Annotated in this window: 22 protein-coding genes and 6 tRNA genes; 10 read left to right on the forward strand and 18 right to left on the reverse strand. The window is 68.2% G+C overall.

Going from position 1 to position 24,142, the window contains the following annotated elements:
• On the forward strand, positions 1 to 621 hold a 621-nt coding region (locus ACYQ1Z_RS14895; RefSeq protein WP_459793330.1), incomplete at its 5' end, for an energy-coupling factor transporter transmembrane component T.
• The gene (locus ACYQ1Z_RS14900; protein WP_459793331.1) at positions 618 to 2,159 is read left to right on the forward strand and encodes an ABC transporter ATP-binding protein; all 1,542 of its coding nucleotides are present in this window, start codon (positions 618 to 620) and stop codon (positions 2,157 to 2,159) included. The genes ACYQ1Z_RS14895 and ACYQ1Z_RS14900, both read left to right, overlap by 4 nt.
• 12 nt (positions 2,160 to 2,171) lie before the next feature.
• Here the strand turns inward: ACYQ1Z_RS14900 and ACYQ1Z_RS14905 are convergent, their stop codons facing one another.
• The 8 genes from ACYQ1Z_RS14905 to ACYQ1Z_RS14940 form a co-directional block, all read right to left on the reverse strand.
• Positions 2,172 to 4,337: a 3-hydroxyacyl-CoA dehydrogenase NAD-binding domain-containing protein gene (locus tag ACYQ1Z_RS14905; protein WP_459793332.1), complete on the reverse strand. Its 2,166-nt coding sequence runs from the start codon at positions 4,335 to 4,337 to the stop codon at positions 2,172 to 2,174.
• A 124-nt stretch (positions 4,338 to 4,461) separates the two neighbouring features.
• Entirely contained in the window at positions 4,462 to 5,787 is a 1,326-nt protein-coding gene (locus tag ACYQ1Z_RS14910) for an HRDC domain-containing protein (protein WP_459793333.1), read from the reverse strand.
• Positions 5,788 to 5,811: 24 nt separating this feature from the next.
• The gene (locus ACYQ1Z_RS14915; protein ID WP_459793335.1) at positions 5,812 to 6,462 is read right to left on the reverse strand and encodes a DUF3000 domain-containing protein; all 651 of its coding nucleotides are present in this window, start codon (positions 6,460 to 6,462) and stop codon (positions 5,812 to 5,814) included.
• Between the two features lie 55 nt (positions 6,463 to 6,517).
• On the reverse strand, positions 6,518 to 7,615 hold the full coding sequence (locus ACYQ1Z_RS14920) for a threonine aldolase family protein (protein ID WP_459793336.1): 1,098 nt from the start codon (positions 7,613 to 7,615) through the stop codon (positions 6,518 to 6,520).
• 41 nt (positions 7,616 to 7,656) lie between these two features.
• A complete protein-coding gene (locus tag ACYQ1Z_RS14925; RefSeq protein WP_459793337.1) occupies positions 7,657 to 8,376 on the reverse strand; it encodes an SDR family NAD(P)-dependent oxidoreductase in 720 nt (239 codons plus the stop codon).
• Positions 8,373 to 9,740, reverse strand: coding sequence for a DUF6421 family protein (locus tag ACYQ1Z_RS14930; RefSeq protein ID WP_459793338.1), 1,368 nt, complete (start codon positions 9,738 to 9,740; stop codon positions 8,373 to 8,375). The genes ACYQ1Z_RS14925 and ACYQ1Z_RS14930 overlap by 4 nt, the downstream gene beginning before the upstream one ends.
• Positions 9,741 to 9,883: 143 nt before the next feature.
• Positions 9,884 to 10,423, reverse strand: coding sequence for a peptide-methionine (R)-S-oxide reductase MsrB (gene msrB / locus ACYQ1Z_RS14935; protein ID WP_459793339.1), 540 nt, complete (start codon positions 10,421 to 10,423; stop codon positions 9,884 to 9,886).
• 14 nt (positions 10,424 to 10,437) lie between these two features.
• On the reverse strand, positions 10,438 to 10,929 hold the full coding sequence (locus ACYQ1Z_RS14940; protein ID WP_459793340.1) for a hypothetical protein: 492 nt from the start codon (positions 10,927 to 10,929) through the stop codon (positions 10,438 to 10,440).
• Positions 10,930 to 11,042: 113 nt separating this feature from the next.
• Between ACYQ1Z_RS14940 and ACYQ1Z_RS14945 the strand changes: the two genes are divergently transcribed.
• Positions 11,043 to 12,314 carry an alpha/beta hydrolase family protein gene (locus tag ACYQ1Z_RS14945; RefSeq protein ID WP_459793341.1) on the forward strand — a complete coding sequence of 424 codons (1,272 nt, stop codon included), beginning with the start codon at positions 11,043 to 11,045 and terminating at the stop codon, positions 12,312 to 12,314.
• Positions 12,315 to 12,362: 48 nt separating this feature from the next.
• On the forward strand, positions 12,363 to 13,937 hold the full coding sequence (locus ACYQ1Z_RS14950) for a succinic semialdehyde dehydrogenase (protein ID WP_459793342.1): 1,575 nt from the start codon (positions 12,363 to 12,365) through the stop codon (positions 13,935 to 13,937).
• Here the strand turns inward: ACYQ1Z_RS14950 and ybaK are convergent.
• From ybaK to ACYQ1Z_RS14965, 3 genes are read right to left on the reverse strand one after another with little or no spacing between them, the layout of a single operon-like run.
• On the reverse strand, positions 13,906 to 14,415 hold the full coding sequence (ybaK, locus tag ACYQ1Z_RS14955) for a Cys-tRNA(Pro) deacylase (protein ID WP_459793343.1): 510 nt from the start codon (positions 14,413 to 14,415) through the stop codon (positions 13,906 to 13,908). The two genes, ACYQ1Z_RS14950 and ybaK, sit on opposite strands and share 32 nt — an antisense overlap.
• Before the next feature lie 17 nt (positions 14,416 to 14,432).
• Entirely contained in the window at positions 14,433 to 14,894 is a 462-nt protein-coding gene (locus tag ACYQ1Z_RS14960; RefSeq protein ID WP_459793344.1) for a SufE family protein, read from the reverse strand.
• A gap of 31 nt (positions 14,895 to 14,925) precedes the next feature.
• The gene (locus ACYQ1Z_RS14965) at positions 14,926 to 15,852 is read right to left on the reverse strand and encodes a sulfurtransferase (protein ID WP_459793345.1); all 927 of its coding nucleotides are present in this window, start codon (positions 15,850 to 15,852) and stop codon (positions 14,926 to 14,928) included.
• Positions 15,853 to 16,081: 229 nt separating this feature from the next.
• Between ACYQ1Z_RS14965 and zapE the strand changes: the two genes are divergently transcribed.
• Positions 16,082 to 17,119 carry a cell division protein ZapE gene (gene zapE, locus ACYQ1Z_RS14970; RefSeq protein ID WP_459793346.1) on the forward strand — a complete coding sequence of 346 codons (1,038 nt, stop codon included), beginning with the start codon at positions 16,082 to 16,084 and terminating at the stop codon, positions 17,117 to 17,119.
• On the opposite strand, the gene ACYQ1Z_RS14975 is transcribed toward zapE, so the two are convergent.
• The 7 genes from ACYQ1Z_RS14975 to ACYQ1Z_RS15005 all read right to left on the reverse strand — a co-directional run bounded on the left by ACYQ1Z_RS14975 (position 17,116) and on the right by ACYQ1Z_RS15005 (position 19,552).
• Positions 17,116 to 18,357: a benzoate/H(+) symporter BenE family transporter gene (locus ACYQ1Z_RS14975; protein ID WP_459793347.1), complete on the reverse strand. Its 1,242-nt coding sequence runs from the start codon at positions 18,355 to 18,357 to the stop codon at positions 17,116 to 17,118. The genes zapE and ACYQ1Z_RS14975 overlap by 4 nt on opposite strands.
• A gap of 195 nt (positions 18,358 to 18,552) precedes the next feature.
• On the reverse strand, positions 18,553 to 18,813 hold the full coding sequence (locus ACYQ1Z_RS14980) for an antitoxin (protein ID WP_459793348.1): 261 nt from the start codon (positions 18,811 to 18,813) through the stop codon (positions 18,553 to 18,555).
• Positions 18,814 to 19,017: 204 nt separating this feature from the next.
• Positions 19,018 to 19,089, reverse strand: a tRNA-Val gene (locus ACYQ1Z_RS14985).
• 36 nt (positions 19,090 to 19,125) lie between these two features.
• Positions 19,126 to 19,198 (reverse strand) — tRNA-Gly (locus ACYQ1Z_RS14990).
• A gap of 51 nt (positions 19,199 to 19,249) precedes the next feature.
• Positions 19,250 to 19,321: transfer RNA gene (locus ACYQ1Z_RS14995), tRNA-Val, on the reverse strand.
• Between the two features lie 40 nt (positions 19,322 to 19,361).
• Positions 19,362 to 19,432, reverse strand: a tRNA-Cys gene (locus ACYQ1Z_RS15000).
• Between the two features lie 47 nt (positions 19,433 to 19,479).
• Positions 19,480 to 19,552, reverse strand: a tRNA-Gly gene (locus tag ACYQ1Z_RS15005).
• A 302-nt stretch (positions 19,553 to 19,854) separates the two neighbouring features.
• On the opposite strand from ACYQ1Z_RS15005, the gene ACYQ1Z_RS15010 reads away from it, so the two are divergent.
• From ACYQ1Z_RS15010 to ACYQ1Z_RS15030, 5 genes are all read left to right on the forward strand, one after another.
• A tRNA-Val gene (locus tag ACYQ1Z_RS15010) sits at positions 19,855 to 19,929 on the forward strand.
• A gap of 102 nt (positions 19,930 to 20,031) precedes the next feature.
• On the forward strand, positions 20,032 to 20,892 hold the full coding sequence (locus tag ACYQ1Z_RS15015; RefSeq protein ID WP_459793349.1) for a cytochrome: 861 nt from the start codon (positions 20,032 to 20,034) through the stop codon (positions 20,890 to 20,892).
• A gap of 92 nt (positions 20,893 to 20,984) precedes the next feature.
• Positions 20,985 to 21,593: a peptide deformylase gene (def, locus tag ACYQ1Z_RS15020; protein WP_459793350.1), complete on the forward strand. Its 609-nt coding sequence runs from the start codon at positions 20,985 to 20,987 to the stop codon at positions 21,591 to 21,593.
• Positions 21,590 to 22,510, forward strand: a complete 921-nt coding sequence (gene fmt / locus ACYQ1Z_RS15025; RefSeq protein ID WP_459793351.1) for a methionyl-tRNA formyltransferase — start codon at positions 21,590 to 21,592, stop codon at positions 22,508 to 22,510. Before def ends, fmt begins: the two co-directional genes overlap by 4 nt.
• Positions 22,507 to 24,117: an RsmB/NOP family class I SAM-dependent RNA methyltransferase gene (locus ACYQ1Z_RS15030; RefSeq protein WP_459793352.1), complete on the forward strand. Its 1,611-nt coding sequence runs from the start codon at positions 22,507 to 22,509 to the stop codon at positions 24,115 to 24,117. The genes fmt and ACYQ1Z_RS15030 overlap by 4 nt, the downstream gene beginning before the upstream one ends.
• Positions 24,118 to 24,142 lie beyond the last annotated feature (25 nt).

Here is a 24,142-nt window from a genome sequence, read left to right on the forward strand (position 1 = left end):
GGGACGGCCTGGTGGCGGCTGCCGGCACCCGCCGCCGTCCTGCTGCCGCTGGGCCTGTCCCTGCTGATCGTGCACGGGCTGTCCTTTCCGGAGGGCAGCACCGTCCTCGGCCAGTGGGGCCCGGTCCGCATCACCGCCGAGGGCCTGGGCTTCGCCCTGGAGCGTGCAGCCGCAGTCTCGGCCGTGGTCCTGGTCCTGATGGTCTTTTCGTTCAGCGTCAGCGTCCCTGACCTGGTCGCGGCGTTGTCCGCCCGCGGCATCTCCGGCCGGTTCGGCTTTGTGCTCGCTTCCACCCTGACCTTGCTTCCCGCCGCCAGCGACCGGCTTCGCCGGATCCGCCAGGCCCAGGAGTCCCGCGGGCTGGTCATCCGCCCCGGCCTGCCGCACAAGGCCGCCGCCTTCCGCCTGCAGGCCATCCCGCTGGTCCTGTCCCTCGTTGACGACGCGGGCACCCGCGCGGCGGCCCTGGAAGCCCGCGGTTTCAGCAGTGCAGGGCCGCGTACCAGCTACCGCACCGTACCGGACACCGTTCCGCAGCGGCTGCTCCGCGTCCTCTTTGTGCTGGCAGCAGCAGCGGCGGTGGCCCTGCGCCTGTGGCAGGCCGCGGGAGGAACCCCATGAGCCCCTCCACGCCGGTGCTGGCGGCCGGCATCGACAGCTTTGCCTTCCACGACGGCGGCCAGCCCGTCGTTTGCGGGGTGGCTATCGCCGTCGCGCCGGGAACACTCACCGCCGTCCTGGGCGCCTCCGGAAGCGGTAAGACCACCATCGGCCGGCTCCTCGCGGGCTGGCTCACTCCGGGCCAGGGCGGCACCCTCACCGGGTATCTTGAACTGGCCGGGAGCCGGCTCGAGTTCGGCGGCGGCGATGCAGATCCCCGGGTTGACCCGGCCAGGTGGGGCAGGCTGGTGGGCTTCGTACCGCAGGACGCGTCCGCCGCCCTGTCCACGGTCCGGGCAACAGTGGCCGAAGAGCTGGCGTTCGGCCTGGAAAACGCCGGCGTGGACCCCGTCGCCATGAAAGCCGCCGTGGAACGCACCGCCGGGCTCCTGGGACTTGCCGGCTTGCTCGAGCGCGATCCGGCCCGGCTGTCCGGCGGCCAGCTGCGGCGCCTGGCCATCGGCTGCGCCATCATCACCGGCCCGCCGGTGCTGGTCATGGACGAACCGTTCGCCTCGCTGGACGCCGCGGGCGCCAGCGAACTCGCCGCCTTGGTGCGTGGCCTCGTCAACGCCGGCACCGCCGTCGTCATCCTCAGCCAGGAAACCAACACCCTGCTGCTTGAAGCGGACACCTGGCTTGTCCTCGACGGCGGGACGGCCAGTGCCAGCGGAACGCCGGCACTCCTGCAATCCGGCGGTCTGGTGCCCGCCGGGATCAGGCGGGCCGGGTCCGGAACGCAGCCCCGAACACCCGCCGCAACCCGGACCATCAGTGGCGCTGCACCGGCCCTGGAGCTTCGCGGTGTCACCTTCGGGTACGGGCACGCGGTGCCCCGGGCCGGACGCCGTTTCCGCAGCAGGTCCCGTGCCGGGGAGGAGGCCGCTGGACGGGCCGCAGTGCTGCGGGAGGTTAACCTTGACGTCCGCCCTGGCGAGATCGTGGCCGTGACCGGCCCCAACGGAGCCGGCAAGTCCACCCTCCTGCGCCACTTCAACGGCCTGCTGCGGCCCCGCTCCGGAGCGGTCCGTGTGGCGGGCACTGACATCGCCGGGGCACCGGTTGGCAGGACGGCAGCCTCCGTCGGCCTGTTGTTCCAGCATCCCCGGGACCAGTTGTTTGAACGGACCGTGCTCCGGGAGGTCCGGTTCGGGCTGGACCGGCTGTGCGGCCAGCCGGAGGCCGGAGACCGGGTACAGGCCGCCCTGGCCGCGGTCGGGCTTGCGGACTCAGCGGGGGAACATCCCGCCGAGCTTTCCGCATCCCGGCAGCGCCTGCTGGCCCTGGCAACGGTCCTGGTCCGCAGGCCCTCCGTCCTGGCGCTGGACGAACCGACGGTCGCGCTCGACGCTCATGGCCTCGCCGTGCTCGACGCTGCGGTGCGGTCCGCGGCGTCGGACGGTGCCGCCGTCGTGCTGGTCACCCATGACCTGGCGTACGCCCATGCGGCGGCCCACCGCGTCTTGAGGCTCGACGACGGCCGCCTTACCCCCGCCTGAACCAGAGTGCAGCTAGCCCGCAGCCGGCCCGGACGCCACCCCCGGAGCCAGGAAGCGCCTCCCGTTCACGCGCTCCGAGGCGCCCACCCGGTCCAGGTAGGGGGTGATGCCGCCCAGGAACAGCGGCCATCCGGCGCCCAGGATCATGCAGAGGTCAACGTCCTCGGGACCGGCCACGACGCCCTCGTCCAGCATCAGGCCGATCTCGCCGGCGAGGGCATCCTGGACGCGGCGCAGCACTTCGTCCCCGGTGGAAGGACTGGTCCCGAAGGACATCAGTGACAGTGTGGACGGGGGGATGGAACGGGATCCGTCCGGGGCCGTCTCCCACAGGCCTTTCACGCCGTTGTCAATGAGCTTTTGGAGATTGGCGGACACCGCGAACCGCGCACCGAAGGCGGCGTGGAGTGATTCCTGGACGTGCTGCGCCACCGGCAGTCCCACCATGGCCAGCAGCGTAAACGGGGTCATCGGCAGGCCCATCGGGCGCAATGCGTTGTCCGCTACGTCCGCCGGCGTGCCTTCATCAAAGGCGGCGGTCACTTCGCCCATCAGCCGCAGCAGCACGCGGTTGACCACGAACGCGGCGGCGTCCTTGACCAGCACACCGGTTTTCCTGAGGCTCCTGGCCAGCTCAAACGCGGTGGCCAGGACCTCGTCGCCGGTGCGCGGGGCGCGGTCGATCTCCAGCAGCGGCATCACGGCCACCGGGTTGAAGAAGTGGAAGCCCACCAGCCGTTCCGGGTGCTGCAGGTCCTCCGCCATGGCCGTCACGGACAGCGAGGACGTGTTGGTGGCCAGGATGCAGTCCGGCCGCACGATTCCTTCCAGCTCGGCGAAGACCTGCTTCTTCACCCCCAGTTCCTCGAAGACGGCTTCGATCACGAAGTCGGCGTCAGCGAACGCCGCCTTGGACACGGAGCCGCTGACCAGGGCTTTGGTGCCGGCGGCGGCTTCCGCGTTGATCTTGCCCTTGGCCAGGAGCTTGTCCACCTCGGCGTGCACGTAGCCCACGCCCTTGTCCACGCGGGTTTGGTCGATGTCGGTCATCACCACCGGGACCTGGAGCTGGCGGGCAAACAGCAGGGCCAGCTGGCTGGCCATCAGGCCGGCGCCGACCACGCCCACCTTCTTAACCTTCCGGGACAGTTCCCGGGCGGGGGCACCTGCCGGCCGCTTGGCCCGCTTCTGGACGAGGTCGAGGAAGGCGTACACCGTGGCGCGGAATTCGTCCGTCTGCATGAGCCCGGCCAGGGTTTCGCACTCCAGTGCCGCCGATTCCTGCCGGGACATGGTGCGATTGGCTTCCATGATGTCCAGGACCTTGCCGGGGGCGGGTGCGGCGTTGGAGGTCTTCGCCTCCACGGTCCGCCGTCCTGCCGCCACCGCAGCCTGCCAGCGCGCGGCGGTGTCCGGCGCGGCAGGATCGACGGCGTTGGGCCGCTCCGGGACGACCTGCCCGGCGATGACGGCGGCCGCCCAGGACAGGGATTGCTCCAGGAAGTCCGTGGGTCCGAACAGCGCATCCGCAATGCCGAGCTTGAATGCCTCGGCGCCGGTCAGGGTGCGGTTGCCCCCGAGCGGGTTGTCGATCATGACCTTGACGGCAATGTCCGGGCCGATCAGGCGGGGTAAGAGGTATACGCCGCCCCAGCCCGGCACCAGGCCGAGATACGCTTCGGGAAGCGCGAGGGCGCCGGCTTCCCCGGACACCGTCCGGTATGTGGACTGTAGCGCCAGCTCCAGCCCGCCGCCCAGTGCCGCGCCGTTGATGAAGGCGAAACTGGGAACACCCAGGTTGGCGAGGGTGCTGTACACGTCATGGCCCAACTGCGCCATTTTCAGGCCGTGCTCGCGCTGTGCCAGGGATTTCACCGCGGACAGGTCGGCGCCCGCCACAAGGTAGTGCGGCTTTCCGGTAACCCCCACACCGACGATCTCACCGCGGGCGGCACGGTCCCGAAGTTCTTCGAGGACGGTACCCAGTTCGACCAGCGTCCGGGGCCCCAGCGTGGTGGGCTTCATGTGGTCCAGGCCGTTATCGAGGGTGATCAGGGCGAAGGTTCCGGGGCTTTCCTGTCCCGGACCGGCGGGCAGTGGAATGTCCCGGACATGCGAGTGCGTGACGGTTTCGTCAGTGAAGAGGTTGGCGAATGCGGTGAAATCTGCAGCGCTCATACCGGGGCTCCTTCAGTTGGGGTGGAACGTGGACAACAGCCCCGATGTTACTCGCCGGTAACTTAGCCTGCAAGGGAGCTCCTGGCATTCCGCCGGCCCTGCTCCGCGGAGCGCCCTACCCGTCCTACAGTGCAGCGGCAGGCTTTGCTTCCTTTGGCGGCAGCGGCTGCGGATTCAGGAACGCCCTGGTGATCAGTGGCGCCGCAATCCCGATCTGCCAATCCCGGGCCCCCAGGGCCCGCAGTTCCCCGGCCACGGAGGCTTCAGTGACCTCCGCCGGGGGGCGCCATGCCACGCGCCGGAGGTAATCCGGTGTCAGCAGGTTTTCCAATGGCAGGTTCAGCTGTTCGGCCTTTTCCTGCAGCAGTGGGCGGGCGGTGGCGAGCCGGGCGGCGGCGTCGGGGTCCCGGTCCGCCCAGACCCGGGGCGGCGGCGGCGCGTTGGTGGGCAGGTGCAGCGGAGGCAGTTCCTCAAGGTCCCGGGCGGCGGCGATGCACCGGAGCCAACGGGGGGCTTCACGCTGCGCGGCCCGGCCGTGGAACCCCTTGGTCCCCAGCAGTTGGGGCACGGTGGCGGGCATCGCCTTGGCGGCTGCAACGAGCGCGGAATCGGGGATCAGCCGGCCCGGCGCCACATCCCGCTTCTGTGCCAGGGAGTCGCGTTCCAGCCACAGTTCGCGGACGGCGGCGAGCTGGCGGCGGTCACGGATCTGGTGGAGCCCGGAGGTTTTCCGCCAGGGGTCCACCCGGGGCGGGGCCACACCGGCGGCGAGGATGGCGGCGAATTCCTGCTCGGCGTACTCGAGTTTTCCGTCTGCCTCCAGCAGTTCCACGAGTTCTTCGCGCAGCTCGGTGAGGACTTCGACGTCGAGCGCCGCGTAACGAAGCCACGGTTCCGGCAGGGGCCGGGTTGACCAGTCTGCGGCCGAATGCTCCTTGGCGAGCCCGAAGCCCAGGAGCTGCTCGATCACGGCGGCCAGGCCAACCCTTGGCAGCCCGGCGAGGCGCGCGGCGAGCTCGGTGTCGAAAAGTTTGTCCGGCCACATGCCAAGTTCCAGCAGGCAGGGCAGGTCCTGGCTGGCCGCGTGCAGGATCCATTCGACGCCGCGGAGGGCGTCGTTGATGATGGAAAGGTTTTCGAAGGGTTCGGGATCGATCAGCCACGTGCCCGCCCCCTCGCGGCGGATCTGGACCAGGAATGCCCGTTGCCCATAACGGAATCCGGAAGCACGTTCGGCATCCACGCCGGCCGGGCCGGTGCCGGCGGCGATGGCGGCGGCGCAGCGCTCCAGCCCGGCCTGGGTTTCGATGACCAGGGGCACGCCCTCGCGGGGCGTTGCCAGTTCAATGATTTCTGGGATGGGGCTGTCGAAGCCTTCCACCGTGATGTGGGGTGCGGTATCAGCAGCCGGGACGCCGGCCGTGGTGTTTTCCGGAATGTTAGGGGTCATGATGCCCTTAGTTTACCGGGCAACCTAGTTCCGGCGCCGGTGGGGCAGGGGCGTCACGCCGTCCGGAAGGGGTGGCAGGCCGGCGAAGGTGCACACCATGTCGGACCACGCCTCCAGGTGGGCTGTGACATCGGACGAGGCGGGGGTCCAGGACGCGCGGAGTTCGATGTCAATTGAGCCCGGCCGTTCGGCGAGGGTCCCGAAACTTTCCGACAGGACCCGGGTGGCCGTTCCCCCTGCTGCCCGGTATTCGGCTTTGTGGTTTTCCAGAGCCTCCACCAGCCAGGTCCACGCGACGGTTCCGAGCATTTCGTCATTGCCCATCTCCGGTTCCAGCTCGGCGCGGATGTAGGTGACGATCCGGAATTCGCCGTCCCAGACGGCTGACCCGTCCGGGTCGTGGAGCAGGATAAAGCGGCCCGTGGCCAGTTCGGTTTCGGTGTCGTCCCCCGTGCCCGCGGCGGCGGCAAGGGCCATGGCGGCGGGGCCGTGCACCGGGGTGGCCGGCGTCCCGGCGCCGGGTGCCATGACCTCGGCGCCGAGCGCAACGGCGAAGGGTGCCAGCCGGGCCGGCGCCGGGATTTCGGCGAGGCGCAGTTCCTTGCGGCACTGGGCTTTCCTGAGGGTTCCCAAGGCGTGGAGGAAAGCCGGAGGAACCTGGTCAAGTGCGTTCACCTTGGCAGATTACGCAACCGTCGCGGGCGGGGCGGGAAGGCTCGCCGCCGGCGGCCTAGCTGGACTGGCCGGCCGGGAAGTCGCGGAGCTCTTGGCGGATGGCGGCAGCAAAGGCATCCACATCCTCCTCGGTGGTGTCGAAGGAGCACATCCAGCGGACCTCTCCGGCCGCTGCATCCCAGTCGTAGAAGCGGAAGGATTCCCGCAACCGGTCCGCCACGCCGGCGGGCAGGACGGCGAAGACCCCGTTGGATTCGGTTTTCTGGGTAGGCCGCACGCCGTCGATGGTGTCGACGGCGGCGCGCAGCCGGGCCGCCATGGCATTCGCGTGGGATGCCGAGCGCAGCCAGAGGCCGCCCTCGAGGAGGGCGATGAACTGGGCGGACAGGAAGCGCATCTTGGAGGCCAGCTGCATGTTCATCTTCCGCAGGTAGACCAGCCCGTGCGCAGCCTCCGGGTTCAGGGCCACCACCACCTCGCCAAAGAGCAGGCCGTTCTTCGTCCCGCCAAAGGAAAGGATGTCCACCCCGGCGTCGCGGGTGAAGGCCCGCAGCGGAAGCTGGAGGTGCGCAGCGGCGTTCGCCAGCCTCGCACCGTCCATGTGGAGCTTCATGCCCCGGGCGTGCGCGTGGTCTGCGATGGCCCGGACTTCTTCCGGGGTGTAGCAGGTCCCCAGTTCGGTGGTCTGCGTAATGGACACGGCAAGCGGCTGCGCGCGGTGTTCATCGCCCCAGCCCCAGGCCTCGCGGTCGATCAGCTCCGGGGTGAGTTTGCCGTCCAGGGTCGGGACGTGCAGCAGCTTGATGCCGCCAACACGCTCCGGCGCGCCGTTCTCGTCCATGTTTATGTGGGCAGTGGAGGCGCAGACCACCGCACCCCAGCGGGGGAGCAGCGACTGGAGGGACAGCACGTTGGCGCCGGTGCCGTTGAACACCGGAAAGCATTCAATGCCGGGTCCGAAGTGTTCCACCATCAGTTCCTGCAGCCGGGCCGTGTAGTCGTCCTCGCCGTACGAAACCTGGTGCCCGTCATTCGCGGCGGCCAGGGCCGCGAGGATTTCGGGGTGCACGCCCGAGTAGTTGTCGGACGCGAAGCCCCGCACGCCGGGGTCGTGCAGCCGCGCGGCCGCCAGTGTCTCTGCTGTGGTTGTCATGCCTTTGCTCACGCTTTCAAGTCTAGGTTCAGCCGCGGCGGTCAGTCCGCCAGCCGCAGCCGGGTGCCGTTCAGTTCACTGCCGGGCCTGTCGAAGAGTTCCACGACGGCGGCGGCCAGGTCCTCCACATCCGTCGCCCCCGGGAAGCCTCGGCCGGGGTTCCTGCGCCGCATCGCGTCGTCCACCAGCGCTTTGACCACCAGCACGACGGCGGCCGCGTCACCGCCGTCGCCGGCTGCTGTCCGGAAGCCGTCCGCCACGGCCATGGTCCAGGCTTCGGCGGCCGCTTTGGCGGCGACGTAGCTGGCCACCCCGGCTGCCGGCTTGTCGAGCGATGTCGACGACACCATAACGAACCTTCCGGTGGGGGAGGCGGCCATGTCGTCGTAGAAGACCCGGGAGACATTGCGGAGGGTGGTGACGGCGCCGCGGTGCAGGAACTCCCAGTCCTCATCGGACTGGTCGGTGATGCCCTTCCCGCCGCGCCAGCCGCCGACGAGGTGGATCACCGCGTCCACGGGCCCGGCGGCCGCGGTGACGTCGGCCCGCAGCCGCCGGACGCCGTCGGGCGCTGCAAGATCACAGGTGAGGGGCGTGACCCCGCCGCCTGCTTCGGCGGCCGCAGCCTCGATCCGGGCCTGGTCCGAGCCGACGGTGAACACCCTGTGCCCGGCCTTGTGCAGGGCCCGGGCGACCGCGATCCCCGACGCGCTGCTGCCGCCCGTGACCAGGACGGTCAACCGTGACCCGGCGCCGCTCACAGCGCGGTTGCGCCGGTGATCCCGGCCGTGGATTCGATGACGGGGCGCATCTTCTTCTCCAGTGCTTCGTAGAACATGGACAGCGGGAACTCATCGTCAAGGACCTGGTCCGTCAGGCCGCGGGGTGCGCCCGCGAGGGGCAGCGCCTCCGGTCCCTTGGCCCAGACCGACGCCGGGTGGGGCGTCACGGTGGCGGAAATCAGCCGGTACGCCGCAAGCCAGTGGGCCGTCTTGGGCCGGTCGATGGAGCGCCAGTACAGGTCGTCGATGCGGGCGCCGAGGGCGATGACCGCCTCCGCCACCTGGTCCCAGTCAATGGTGAGCCGGGTGTCGGTCCAATGCAGGACGTGCTGCTGGTGGAGCCACGCGAAGAGCAGCTGCCCGCCCAGGCCGTCATAGTTCCGGACGCGGCTTCCGGTGATGGCGAAGCGGAAGATCCGGTCGAAGATGATGGCGTACTGGACCAGCTTTGCGTGGCGGCGTGCCTCGGGATCGGCGTCTTCGTCCTTCTCGATCCGTACCGACTCGCGGAAGGCGGTGAGGTCGCAGCGCAGCTCCTCCAGGGAGTAGAGGAAGAACGGCATGCGCTGCTTGATCATGAACGGATCAAAGGGCAGGTCCCCCCGCATGTGCGTGCGGTCGTGGATCAGGTCCCACATCACGAAGGTGGCTTCGGTGAGGTCCTGGTCCGCGAGCATCTCCGCCGCACCCTCGGGAAGCTCGAGCTGGGTGGTTTCCGCGGCAGCCTTGAGGACCCGGCGGAAGCGTGCCGCCTCACGGTCTGCAAAGATCGCTCCCCAGGTGAAGGTGGGGGTTCTGCTGACGGCGACGGTCTCCGGAAACAGGACGGCGGAGTTGGTGTCATAGCCGGCGGTGAAGTCCAGGAAACGGATGGGGACGAACAGTTTGTTGGAGTAGTCCCCGCTTTCCAGGCCGTCGATGAACTTGGGCCAGATGACCTCGATCAGGACCGCTTCCACCAGGCGGCTGCTGCTGCCGTTCTGGGTGTACATGGGGAACACCACCAGGTGCTGCAGCCCGTCACGGCGCTGCTCCTGCGGCTGGAACGCGAGGAGAGAGGGCAGGAAGTCCGGTACACCGAACCCGCCGGCCGCCCATGCGGCAAAGTCTGCGCAGACAGCGTCCAGGTACTCCGCGTCGTGGGGGAAGTGCGGGGCGAGGGAACGGACTGCGTCCACGATCGCATCCACATGCCGGGCAGCGTCGGGGTGGGCGGTGGTTTCGGCGATGGAGCCCTCCTGCTCCTGCAGGGACTGGAGCGCCGTGGCCGCAGCCTTGAGCCGGAGCCAGTCCGCGTTGGCTGCGGAGATCCCGGTGGCCGGAGTGGTCAGGGTTTCAGTCATTGTCGGCTGCCTTTCTGGTTGCTTGCTGTCTGTTTGGAGCGTAGCAAGCAACCAGCAGAACTAATTCAAAAAGCGGCTTAGCCTAAGAAAAGCTGTTGCTAATGATGGCCGGAATGACCCGGAGCCATTGTGGCGCTGGGGGATCAGCCGGCCGCATCCTGGCCGGTGGCCTGCGGTTCCTCCCGCGGCACCAGTTTCAGGGATACCGAATTGATGCAGTAGCGCTGGTCCGTGGGCGTGCCGTAGCCCTCGCCTTCGAAGACGTGGCCAAGGTGGGAGTCGCAGGTGGCGCACCGGACCTCGATGCGGTCCATGCCCAGGGTGCGGTCGTGGATGTAGCGGACCGTGCCGTCGGCCAGCGGCGCCCAGAAGGACGGCCAGCCGCAGTGGGAATCGAACTTCTCGTTGCTGGTGAACAGTTCAGCCCCGCAGGCCCGGCACTGGTAGACGCCCGAGGTGTGCGTGTCCCAGTATTCACCGGTGAACGGACGCTCCGTGCCGGCCTGGCGCAGGACGTAGAACTCCTCGGGGGTGAGTTCCTCCCGCCACTCGGCATCGGACTTCCGGACCGTAGGTTCAGGGGCCGCGTTGCCCCTGGCTTCAGCGGCAGTGTCCGCTGCCGCCGGATCATTGACGGCGTGGGTGGCCTTGTTTCCGAAAATGCTGTTTCCGAAGATGCTCATGGGTATGTCAACGCTCAGGAGTCGCCGATAAATCCCGACCCCGCGTACAGGTGCAGCACAGGAACCCCCAATCGGTCCTGCGCCTTGTTGGCCCAGTCGGTATGGAAGGTGTCGGCGACGGCATGCGGGCGGGTGATCACCACAGCCTGTGTGGCGCCTGTCTCGCGGACCCGGGCGACCAGGCCATCAACGGCTTTGCCCTCCACGACCTCCCCTGTGACTCCGCTGCCAAGTCCCTCCAGGGCCGCAAGCGACGCGGACAGCGTCTCGGCGGCCTGTGCGCGCTCGGTAGTGGGATCCGGGGTGTGTCCGGTCAGCTCCCGGAAAGCCTTGGCAATGTCCAGCATGGAGAGGTTCTCAAGGAAGTCCACCAGCAGGTGCCGTTCAGTGTTCGCCGGAACCAGTACCAGCAGGCGGGCGTCCGTGCCGTCCACCAGGCGCTCGATATTCAGGCGGTCATCCGCCCCCAGGGGTTCTTCGGTCAGGATGACGATGGGATCACTCATGGCCTTAGCCTAGCCCTGTGCGTGGGCAGCCGCACCAGGTCCCGGGACAGGGATTCCGGGAGCGCCGGGACCACGGGTGCGCCCTGCCGTCCCGGGGCGGTAAGAATAGAGCCATGGCTCTTTTCCAGCGCACCCGTTCCGCACCCGTCAACGGCACGCCGGACGGTGGCGGGATGTCACTGCGGGCAAAATGGGCGTTTGGCGGAGCGATCGGCGGCGGTGCCCTCGCGTCGCTGCTGGCCACCGGTTCCTCAGCGCTCGCGGTGTACTTCGCGCGGCGGGTCATAACTCCTTCCCGGCAGCGCACCGCGGACCAGGAGGTGCTGGCAGTCATCCGCGACGGCAACAAACAGCAGGTAATCCTTGCTGCCACGGACGACACCACCGTGGACGGGGTGTACGGGTTCTTCTTCGACGGCGGCAGGGGGCACGCGCGCATAGGGCGCATAGTGTCGTGGTCACCTGCGGAGCGGACCGTGCTGCGCGAAGTGGAGGCCGTCTACGCAGGTGACCTCGCCGCTGCGCGCTGGGGCTGGTGGAGCGGGGCCGTTTATCCGGACCCCGCCGCCGTCGGAATTCCTGCCGAGGATGTGGTGATCCCGGTGGAGCGTGGAGAGGCTCCCGCCTGGCTGGTCCGTGCCGGCGGCACCGCACGGACGTGGGCCATCATGGTCCACGGACGGGGGGCAAACCGGCAGGAGGCACTGCGCGCCGTTGGCCCCGCGCTGGAACTGGGGCTGACCAGCCTGCTCGTGTCCTACCGCAACGACGGGCTGGCGCCCTCGGCGGACGACGGCCGGTACGGCCTGGGCTCCACGGAATGGCGCGACATCGAGGCTGCCGTCGAATACGCACTCGCCAACGGAGCGGAGGAGATTGTGCTGTTCGGCTGGTCCATGGGCGGCGCCATCTGCCTGCAGACCGCCGACTTGTCGCGCTACCGGCACCTGATCCGCGCGATGGTCCTCGATGCGCCCGTCATCGACTGGGTGAACGTCCTGGCGCACCACGCGCAGATCAACCGGATTCCGTCGCTGGTGGGCCGCTACGGGCAGCTGATGCTGGGACATCCGCTGGGCCGCCGCCTCACCGGGCTCGCCGCACCCGTGGACCTGAAAGTAATGGACTGGGTTTCCCGGGCGGTGGAACTGCGTACCCCCACCCTGATCCTGCACAGCGTTGACGACGAGTATGTTCCCTATGAACCTTCGGCGCTGTTGGCCGAGCGGAACCCGGAAATGGTGACCTTCGAGACGTTCCACCGCGCCCGGCACACCAAGGAGTGGAACGTCGACCCCGAACGGTGGGAGCGGCTGGTGAAGGCGTGGTTGCGGCAGCAGCTGGCACCAAGGCTCAACCCGGGCGCAGCCCGGGCGGCGGTATGAAGCGGGCTGCGCTGTGACACGGGCTGCGCAGTGGACACGGGCCGGGCTGTGACACGGCCGGACGGGGCGGCCGCGATGATGCGCCGGATTCCGGAGCTGGCCGCGGGACTTCCCGGCCTGGTGACGGCCGCGGCGGGCAGGCCGCTGCAGGCGTCCGTCTCACCCCTTGACGGAAGCGTCGTGGGCAAGGTGCCGGTGTGCACGCAGCAGGACGTGGACACGGCCGTGGCCGGTATCCGTAAAGCCCAGCATTCCTGGGCCGGCCTCCCCATGGCCCGGCGGCGCGGAGTCCTCCGGCGGTTTACCGGACTGCTGCTGGAACAGGAAAAGGACATCCTGGATGTGGTCCAGGCCGAGAGCGGCAAGCCCCGGCTGGGCGCTTTCGAGGAGCTCGCCGACGTCGTCCTGACGGCCCGCTATTACGGCCGCACCGTCGAAAAGTTCCTCCGTCCTGCGCGGCATGCCGGTGCCGCCCCTGGATTGACCCGCACGACGGTCCACCGCGTGCCCAAAGGGGTGGTCGGCGTCATCAGCCCCTGGAACTACCCGCTGACCCTTGCGGTCTCGGATGCCATCCCCGCCCTGCTCGCCGGCAACGGCATCCTCTTGAAACCGGACGCACAGACGCCCTTGACGGCCCTGCTGATGCTCAGGCTGCTCCGCGACGCAGGCATGCCCGAAGGCTTGTTCCAGATCGTCACCGGGCATGGGCCGACGCTGGGACCGGCGATGATCGGGCGGGTGGACTTCGTGATGTTCACGGGGTCTTCGGCGACCGGTAGGGCCGTGGCGCGGCAGTGCGGGGAGCGGCTGATCGGATTTTCCGCCGAACTTGGCGGAAAGAATCCGATGCTGGTCCTGGCTGATGCCGACGTTGGCAGGGCGGCGGCCGGTGCCGTGCAGGCATGCTTCTCGAATTCCGGCCAGCTGTGCGTCAGTATCGAACGGATCTATGTCCATGAGGCTGTTTACGACCGGTTCATGGCAGCATTCACGGCGCAGGTGGGGAACATCCGGCTGGGCGCCGGACCGGACTGGGACATCGGCATGGGACCGCTGATCAGCAAGGAACAGCTTGGCCGGGTCGACCGGCACGTCCGGGACGCCCTGGACAAGGGGGCGCAGCTGGTAGCCGGCGGCCGGACCAGGCCTGACCTGGGGCCCCTGTTCTATGAACCGACGGTCCTGACCGGTGTCACAGAGGACATGCTGCTGGCCCGGGAGGAGACGTTTGGGCCCGTCGTTGCGGTGCACCGGGTGGCGGACGACGCCGAGGCGGTGGCGCGTGCCAACGATTCGGATTTCGGACTCAATGCCAGCGTCTGGTCCGCGCGCCGTGGTGGCGGGGTGGCACGTCGGCTGATGGCAGGTACCGTCAACGTCAACGAAGGCTACGCCGCCACGTGGGCGTCGCACGACGCCCCCATCGGCGGAATGAAGGACTCTGGGGCCGGCCGCCGGCACGGGCGCGAGGGCATCCTGAAGTACACCGAGCCGCAGACCATCGCTGAGCAGCGGCTCCTGCCGTTAGCGCCCCCGCGCGGCATGTCGAACAAAACCTACGCACGGATCGTGCGGGGTTCGGTCAGGGTCATGACCCGCTTTGCCGGGAAGCGCTGCTGATCGGTGCGGTGACGGCGGCTGTCAGCCGCACGAGGTCCGCCGGAGCGAGCTCGATGTCCAGGCCCCGCTTTCCGCCCGAGACCAGCAGGGTTTCCAGCGCCAGGGCGCTGGCGTCCAGGACGGTGGGGGAGGGCAGCCGTTGGCCGAGTGGCGAGATCCCGCCCAGGACGTACCCGGTGCGCCGCTGGGCGGCAGCTGGATCAGCCATCGCCGCCTTCTTGGCCCCTAAGGCGGCGGCAAAGGCCTTTAGGTCCAGGCTTCCGCTTACGGGGACGATGCCTACCGCCAGCCTTCCCTCCACCTCGACCATCAGCGTTTTGAAGACCCGGGCAGGATTGATGCCCAGCACTTCGGCAGCCTCGGCGCCATAGCTGGCCGCGGCCGGGTCGTGCGTGTACGGGTGAAGCACAAAGGGAACCCCGGCCGCGGTCAAGACCGCAGTGGCCGGGGTTCCCTGTGCTGTGTTCTTGCGTGCCACCGGTTCCCGGGCGGACGCTAGGCGCTGGTGCCGGCCGCCGCGGCGACCTTGCGCTTGATCCGTCCCAGCATCGCCGTCATGCCCCGCATGCGCAGCGGTGTGATGGCCCGGGTCAGCCCCAGGAGCTCCGGCATGTCGTCCGGGACCGAGAGGATCTCCTGCGCGGACAAGCCGTCCAGGCCCTCGTGCAGGACACCGGCGAAGCCGCGGGTCGTGGGGGCCTCGGCAGGCGCCTTGAAGAAGAGCCGCACCGAAGCCGCCGGGCCGTCGTCGTTCTTTTCCGTCTCAATGGTGAGGAACAGCGGCGACTGGCACTCCACAACCTGTTCCAGCAGTTCCGGATGGTTGGTCAGCCGTTCGGGCAGCTCTGGGAGCCCCTCGGAGAACTCCAGCAGCAACTGGAGCCTCTCGGGTTCGGACAGGGCCTGGAAATCATCCACGATCGCCGCAAGGGCGGCAGGCAGTGCTTGAGTAGTCATCGGTACAAGTTTACGCGGGCCGTGCCTCCCGTCAGACTCCTGCCGCGACGGGGACGGAGCCGCGTTCTGCGCCCTTGACGATCGGAACGCGCACCGCGTTGCCCCACTCGGTCCACGAACCGTCGTAGTTGCGGACGGTGTCGAAGCCCAGCAGGTACTTCAGGGCGAACCAGGTGTGGCTGGAACGCTCGCCGATGCGGCAGTAGGCCACCACGTTGTCGCCCTCGGACAGCCCGGCCTCACCAAGGTAGATGGCCTCGAGTTCGGCGCGGCTCTTGTAAGTTCCGTCCTCGGCGGCGGCGCGGGCCCACGGAACCGACGCTGCGGTGGGGATGTGGCCGCCGCGCAGGGCGCCCTCCTCCGGGTAGGCAGGCATGTGCGTGCGCTGGCCGGTGTATTCCTCGGGGGAGCGGACATCGATCAGCGGGCCTTTGCCCAGGTGCGCCAGGACGTCTTCCTTGTATGCGCGGATCGGGGTGTCGTCACGTTCCACCACGGGGTAGGTCCCGCGGGCAGGGGCGGGCTTGTCCTTGGTCAGCGCACGGCCTTCGGCGACCCACTTGTCGCGTCCGCCGTCGAGCAGGCGCACGTCCTGGTGGCCGAACAGGGTGAAGACCCACAGGGCATAGGCGGCCCACCAGTTGGACTTGTCGCCGTAGATCACGACGGTGCTGTCACGCGAGATGCCCTTTGACGCGGCCAGTTCGGCGAAAGCGGCACCGTCGACGTAGTCGCGGGTGACTTCGTCGTTCAGGTCCGTGTGCCAGTCGATCTTGACGGCGCCGGGAATGTGGCCGGTTTCGAACAGCAGAACGTCCTCGTCGGACTCCACGATGACCAGGTCGCCGTTGTCCACGGCGCCGTCCTCAAGGGCTTTGGCGAGCCACTCAGTGGACACCAGCCGCTCCGGGTGCGCGTAGGCGGCAAACTTCTCGTTCTGTTCAACGGGGTAGGGCATGGCGGTGGCCTTTCATTGAGAACACGGCAGGTCTGCCGGATCCGGAACATGGCGCCGGCGTTGGGACCGTCTCCACACTAGCCAGCGCTCCGGATGTTGTCCGTATTCCGTTAACAGGGCGAAATGTTGCCTTGATCACCCTTGGCCCCTCCCGCACAGCGGACGCCCGGGGCAACCGGGCATTGCCGGTATCCTTTCTGGGGACCTCCTACCAGCAGAACGGACCACCTTGGTACAGATCGAACAGCTTGCCGCCCGCACTCCGGCAGTTTCGGTGGATGAACTCCTCCAGGGCTTTTATCCCTCGCCGCGGTTCGGCCAGGTTTCCTTTGCCAGCTACCGGCCGGACCCGAAGCAGCCCAGCCAGGCCGCCGCAGTGCGCGCCCTGCAGGGATTTGCCGACGGCGTGGGCGCGGGCAACGGGGGCGGGCTTTTCAAGAAGCTGTTCGGGAAGAAGGAAGACGGCCGGGCGGGGATCTACCTGGACGGCGGTTTCGGCGTCGGCAAAACGCACCTGCTCGCCTCGCTGTGGCACGCGGCTCCGGGACCGAAGGCCTTCGGCACATTCGTCGAATACACCAACCTGGTGGGAGCACTGTCCTTCCGCAAGACCGTGGACGCCCTCAGCAGCTACAAGCTTGTCTGCATTGACGAATTCGAACTGGACGATCCGGGTGACACCGTCCTGATGTCCCGGCTCATGCGGGAACTGGCCGACGCGGGGGTCAAGCTCGCTGCCACCTCCAACACCCTGCCCGGCTCGCTGGGCGACGGACGCTTCGCCGCCGTCGACTTCCAGCGCGAAATCCAGGTCCTGGCGGACCAGTTCGACGTCATCCGGATCGACGGCGAAGACTTCCGCCACCGCGGCCTGCCCGCCGCTCCGGCGCCGTTGAAGAACAGCGAACTGTCGTCGCACATGAAGGCCGAGTTCGACGGCAAGACCGTGGCCCAGGACGAGTTTTCCACCCTGATCCACCACCTCGCCGGCGTGCATCCCAGCCGCTACCGCCAGCTCATTGACGGCATCGACGGCGTGGTGTGGCGCAACGTCGAAACCATCACCGAACAGGCCGTGGCGCTGCGGTTCGTGGTCCTCGCCGACCGTCTGTACGACAAGGACGTCCCCATCCTGGCCAGCGGGGTGCCGTTCGACAAGCTCTTCACCGAGGACATGATGACGGGCGGGTACATGAAAAAGTACTTCCGTGCCGTCTCCCGACTGACCGCGCTGGCCCGTGAAGGCCAGAACCACGAACCGTCCTAGTTCTCCCGTCCTGACGTTTCCAGGTCGCGTTCCGGCCGGGGCAGCAGCAGCCATCGCACTGCCAGCCCCGCCAGCAGGGCCCAGAAAGCCGACCCGATTCCCGCGAAGGCCAGCCCGGAAGCGGCGATCAGGAAGGTTACGGACGGGGCGATACGGTCCTCGGGATCCGACAGCGCCGCGGAAATGGCCGCCGCAAGGGTTCCCAGCAGCGCCAGCCCGGCCACCGCTTCCAGCATCCCAGCCGGCGCTGCGTTCACCAGCGTCACCAGGGCCGCGGAAAAGGCGGCGAGCACCAGGTAGGCGAGGCCCGCGGTGACACCTGCCACCCAGCGCCTGCTGCGGTCGTGCCCGGCTTCTTCACCGGCAGCAAGCGCGGCGCTGAGCGCCGCGAGGTTGATCGCATGGCCGCCGAACGGTGCGCCAAGGGCAGTGCCGGCGCCGGTCACCAGCATCGCGGGACGCCACGGCGCGTCATAGCCGAAGGACCGCAGTACCGCCACGCCGGGGACGTTCTGGGATGCCATGGTCACCACGAACAGCGGGACGGCGATACCCACGAGTGCCTGCATACTCAACGACGGCGCCGTCCATACCAGGGTGGGCAGCAACGCGCCTTCTCCCGGCGCGGTTCCGCCTGCCGCCAGCGACACGCCGATCACGGCCAGGGCCACCAGCAGGGCGCCCGGCACAGCCCAGCGCGGTGCGAACTTCATCAGCAGCAGCCAGCAGACGATCACCGGCGCCACGAACAGCGGTACCGTACCCAGTGCCTTGAACGGTGCAAGGCAAAGCTGCAGCAGGACCCCGGCCAGCATCGCCTGCGCCAGGGTGGCGGGAATCCGGGCCATCACCCGGCCGAGGGCGGGAACCAGGCCCGTCAGGGCTATCAGCACCCCGACGGCGAGAAAGGCGCCAACGGCGGCAGGCCACCCGCCGTCGGCCGGTCCTGATGCCGCGAGCAGGGCCGCGCCCGGCGTGGACCAGGCGAGCGTCACCGGCACTTTGGAGCGCCAGGCAAGGACCACAATACCGACGCCGACAGTGAGCGTCAGTGCCAGGAGTCCGGACGCCGCCTGGGCGGGGTCCGCCCCAACCGCCTTAAGGCCGGCCAGCACCACGGCGAAGGATGACGTGAATCCCACCAGGGCTGTGACGATACCTGCTGCGACGGGCCGGGACGTTTCAGTCGTGGACTGGACTGGCCGGGGTGTTGTGGACGGCGCGGGGGACTTCGGCATAACCGCAGGTTACCGGCGTGCCCGGGCCGGGAAGGAATCGGGTCGGGAAGGAATCGGGTGGGGGCGGAATCGGGATTGAGTGGATCCGGCCGGCCGGGCGGATCCGGCCTTCTTAAACGCCAAAGGCGCGGGCGCCGCCTCCCGGCGGGACCCGCGCCCCGTTGACGCACAAGGGCTAAGCCCTGGCCAAATCCTTTACGGAGTCCTGTCCGCCGGCGGAACCGGGTTGACGGGAGCCGGAGGAACCTGCCCGGGGGCTGATGCCTGGCCCGGTGTTCCGTTCTTGTCAATGAGCTTGGAAGCGCCATCCTGGATCTTGTCGATATGCCCGGAGTACTTGCCTCCGGTCTTGGAATCGACGAGATCGCCGGCCTTGCTGATGCCGTTCTTGATGGCCTGCTCGTTGCCACGGATAAGACCCTGAGCTTTGCCCTTTAAGTCGCCAAATAGTCCCACGAGCACCTCCCTTCAATCGCGGAGCCAGGTCGCTCCATGCGCATACGATCCTAGACCCGAGGGGGAGTCATGCCAAGGAAAATGGGCCGGTTCACCGTTCGCCCGCAGCGGACTGCCGTATTTTCAGCCAGTAGGAAGGCCGGGCGGCCGGCGGCAGGAAGCGGGCAACAAAAAAGCAGCCCCACAGGGAGCTGCTGATTTTCGTGGGCGATACTGGGATCGAACCAGTGACCTCTTCCGTGTCAGGGAAGCGCGCTACCGCTGCGCCAATCGCCCGGAACCGGAAGTCCGGCAAGGGTAAAACATAAAGAGAGCGGACGACGAGATTCGAACTCGCGACATCCACCTTGGCAAGGTGGTGCTCTACCAGCTGAGCTACGTCCGCATGTGCGTTCCGGCCGGAGCCGGACTGCGTTGTGGCAAGTAAACTTGCCAGTGGGCGATACTGGGATCGAACCAGTGACCTCTTCCGTGTCAGGGAAGCGCGCTACCGCTGCGCCAATCGCCCATTGCACCCGGATAAAATCCGGAAACCATGGTTTTCACCGAGGTGGGTACGGGATTCGAACCCGTGTATACGGCTTTGCAGGCCGCTGCCTCGCCTCTCGGCCAACCCACCGTGTAGGCGTAGATTCCAGGGAATCCCAGCCGTGACAGTGTCCTGCGAGCGGACGACGAGATTCGAACTCGCGACATCCACCTTGGCAAGGTGGTGCTCTACCAGCTGAGCTACGTCCGCATTTTGGAGGTGATTTCCTTGCCGTTTCGGCATTTCCTCGCTTCCAACGAGTAAAAACAATATAGGAGGTTCCGGGAATCTCCAAATCGGGGGTTGCCGCCCTGGCTGCCATGTGGCTTCTTCCCTTTATCCGCGCGGATTTAGGGACTTACAGGCGTGTAATTTCCGGCGGAGGCCGGACGGCCGGCAGGGGAGGGGGCGGCTGAAAAGGCGGTCCATTTGGTCGCCGCCGGGCTTCCGTTCAGCGGCGCATCCTTTGATTTTTGAATTGGCCCGAAGGTGGGCTAGCATTCAATGCGTCAGGGCGATTGGCGCAGTGGTAGCGCGCTTCGTTCACACCGAAGAGGTCACTGGTTCGAACCCAGTATCGCCCACCAAAGATTGGTCCGTTTCCGCTCGAATACAGCGGAGACGGACCTTTTTTGTGCCCGGACCTCCGCCCGGAGACTTTGTCGGCCCCCTGTGAAAGAGTCTTTTCCATGACAGATCCGCTTCTCGCCCATGCCACTGAATACGGCCGGATGTACGCGCGCTCCACAACGGAGCAGTTCTCCGTGCCGTCCATCACCACCGTGATCAGCCAGCAGCCGCACGGACTGGACGGCTGGTTCGGATACATGGGCGCCAGCAGCCTGGCGAACGATCCCCTGCTCTCGGACTGCCTGGGCAGCCCGGCGAAGATCAAGCAGGCCATCAACCGGGCCGCCAAAGCCGCTGAAGCCTACCGGGATGACGCCGCCCGGCGTGGGGACAGGGTGCATTACTACTGTGAGCAGGTGGCGCTGCGGGCGCTGGGCAGGCCCCACGCCATGAAGGAAGCCCGGGAGGCGCTGGCCGCCAATGGTGAAGAGGCCTTCGCTGTCCGCTTTGATGAGTGGTGGGAGCTTTTCCGGGTGGAACCCATAGCCCCGGAGATCACGGTGTGGAACAACTCCGTGGGCTATGCCGGAACGCTGGATCTCGTAGCGCGCATCAACGGACGCGTCTGCCTGATCGACTACAAGACCAAGGGCACCACCCGCGACGGCCAGGTCAAGCCCCTCGATGACAAGGTGGTGATGCAGCTGGTGGCCGGTATGAAAGCGGAAGAAAGCCTGGTGGATCCGGTGGCGGGCACCTGGGAACCGTGGAAGTACGGCGAAAACCCGGTGCTGCTGGCCGTGGCTATCGGGGAAACCGAGGTCCGCCCGGTCCGTGCGAATCCCGACGTCCTCAAGCACCACTGGTGGAAGTTCTGCGCGCTGCGCCGGGTCTGGGAGCTGTCCGCGGACACCATCAGCGCCGGCGCTGCGCTGCTGCCCATCGCCCCGCCGCCCCTGGCCCAGCCCGTGCGCGCCTAGTACGGCCCGCCAGATGGGGGCCGCCTGGCCACCGGGACTGCACCTAAACTGGATTGGTTCCCTTTTGCTGCAACCGTGAGGAAAAACAGCCCATGGCTATTCTGAATATCCGCATCATTGGTGATCCTGTGCTGCGCACAGTCGCCGATCCCGTGACGGAATTCGGGCCTGAGCTTGCCAAGCTGGTCGCCGACATGACCGAAACCATGGAAGACGTGGACGGCGCAGGCCTCGCCGCACCCCAGGTCGGTGTCAGCCAGCGTGTCTTCACCTACCGCATCGACGGCATCGAGGGGCACATCGTCAACCCTGTGCTGGAAAACAGCGAGGACTACCAGCCGGACCACATGGAAGGCTGCCTCTCCATCCCGGGCCTCGGGTTCCCGGTGCGCCGCTTCCGCGCCACCCGCCTCACCGGCGTGGACATGCGCGGCAACCCGGTGACAGTGGAGGCGGAAGGCATGCTGGCCCGGTGCTTCCAGCACGAAAACGACCATCTGGACGGCATCCTCTACACGGACAGGCTGGAGGGGGAGGACCGGAAGGCTGCCCTGCGGTCCATCCGGAACGCCGGCTATGACGCCGTGACGGAACGGACGACGTCGCAGCGCGCCAAGACAGTCGGATCCAGCTTCGGCGGGGCAAGCTTCGGCGGGACGGGCGCAGCCGGTTCCGGCTCCAGCTTTGGCGCCGCCGGGTGAGGGTCCTTTTCGCGGGAACCCCCGCCGTCGCAGTCCCGTCACTCAACGCCCTGGTGGAGGCCGGATTCGACGTCGTGGCCGTCCTTACGCGTCCCGACGCGCCGGTCGGCCGCAAACGCGTCCTCACGCCGTCGCCGGTTGCGGCCCGTGCCGCGGAACTGGGGATCGACGTCATCCGCGCTGCCCGCGTGGATGCCGAAGCCACCGAACAGATCTCGGCGGCCAGGCCCGACGTCGCGGCCATCGTCGCGTACGGGGGGCTGGTTCCACCTGCCGCACTCGCCGTTCCCTCCCACGGCTGGGTGAACCTGCACTTCTCCCTGCTGCCGGCCTGGCGCGGGGCCGCTCCGGTCCAGCGTTCGGTGATTGCCGGAGACGACGTCACCGGCGCCGTCACGTTCCAGCTGGAAGAGGGCCTGGACACGGGCCCTGTTTTTGGCACCCTGACCGAAACGGTAGGGCCGGAGGACACCGCGGGGGAACTGCTGGAGCGGCTCTCGCACAGCGGCGCGGTGCTCCTTGCCCAGACGCTGTCCGCCATCGAAGCCGGAAAGGCCGCGCCCGTGCCGCAGAGCGGTGACGTCACAGTCGCCCCGAAACTCACACTCGAGGACGGCCATATCAACTGGTCCCACCCTGCCCTCGCCATCGGACGGCAGGCCCGCGGCGTCACTCCCGAACCGGGCGCCTGGACTGTCCTGGCGGGGCAGCGCGTCAAGCTCGAACCCGTCCGCCTCCGCCCTGACGTCACAGACCTGCGGCCGGGATCCGTGGCCATTAACGGCAACAGCGTCCTGGTGGGCACGGGATCGCACGCGGTGGAACTCACCCGGATCCAGCCCGCCGGGAAAAAGATGATGTCCGCTGCCGACTGGGCACGCGGCTTGGCTTCACTGGAAGGCGTGGTGTTCGAATGAGCGGTTCCGGCAGCAACCCGGGAGGGCCTGGAAATTCAGGCGGCGGTAACTCCGGGCAGGGCGGGCACCGCGGCGGCCAGGGCGGAAACGGCGCGCAGCGCGGCCGCGGCAAGGGCGGTCCCCGCGACACCAGCCGGCGCAATGCCCAGGGCCGTGAACGCAACCGGGGCCCGCAGCGGAATTACACCGAAAGCGCCCCGTCGCAGCGCACGAGGCGCGCGGATCCTGCACGCCTGGTGGCCTTCGAGGTCCTGCGGGCTGTTGCGGCCGAGGATGCCTACGCCAACCTGGTCCTGCCGGCCCGGATCCGCCACCACCGCCTCGACAAACGGGACGCCGGGTTCGCCACCGAACTCACTTACGGCGCACTGCGCGGCCAGGGCACCTATGACGCCATCCTGGCCCGGTGCGTGGACCGGCCCCTGGACCAGCTGGACCCCGCAATCCTTGACGCCCTCCGGATCGGGACGCACCAGTTGCTCGCCATGCGGGTCCCGGCCCACGCCGCGCTGGACCAGACGGTCGGGCTGGCGCGTGCCGTCATCGGTGCCGGGCCGTCGTCGCTGATCAACGCGGTCCTCCGCAAAGTCACCGCCCGAAACCTGGACGAATGGCTGGACCTCCTGGTGGCCGGCGAAACCGACGAAACGAGGGTCGCAGCACTCCGGCATGCCCATCCCGAGTGGATAGTCCGTGCGATGCGCCAGGCCCTGGTGGCCCACGGCCGCTCTGCAGCCGAAATCACCGACCTCCTGGAGGCTGACAACGCCGCCCCCGTGGTGAACCTTGTCGCACTGCCCGGTCTGGGGAGCCTGGACGAGGCCCTGGAAAACGGCGCCACCCCGGGGGAACTCGTGGAAGGGTCGGCCCTCTCCAGCGGTGGAGATCTCGGCAGGCTCGAATCCGTCCGAAACGGCACCACCCGGGTGCAGGACGTCGGCTCGCAGCTGGTGGCCCGTGCCATGGCGGCAGTTGACCTTGGCCCGGCCGGCACCGCCGACGCGGGCAGCGAGTCCTGGCTCGATCTCTGCGCCGGCCCGGGCGGAAAGGCCGCCCTCCTGGGTGCCCTCGCCCGGGAACGCGGAGCCACCCTGCTCGCCAACGAACCGGCACCCCACCGGGCCACACTCGTTAGCCAGGCGCTGTCCGCCGTGCCGCGGGACACCTGGCAGGTCCGCACCGGTGACGGGCGGGACGTGGGCGTCGAGCAGCCCGCGTCCTACCACCGCGTCCTGGTGGACGTCCCCTGCAGCGGACTCGGCGCGCTGCGGCGGCGGCCGGAATCCCGCTGGCGCCGCTCACCCAAGGACCTGACCGATCTTGCCCCGCTGCAGCGGGAACTTCTCGCGTCCGCGCTGGCGGCGGTCCGGCCCGGGGGAGTCGTGGCCTACGTGACCTGCTCCCCGCACCCCGCCGAAACCAAGGCAGTGGTGGCCGACGCACTCCGCAAACGGGACGACCTCGAGCTTCTTGACGCCGGTGCCGCCCTTGATGCCGTCAGCCTGACGGGCAGCCTGGGAGCCGGACACGAGTCCACCGCGCAGCTTTGGCCGCACGTCCACGGCACCGACGCCATGTTCCTGGCCCTCATCAGGAAGAAGGGCTGACAGGCCCGGCTTTCAAGGCTGACGG

The sequence above is a fragment of the Arthrobacter sp. AD-310 genome, from assembly GCF_054656615.1.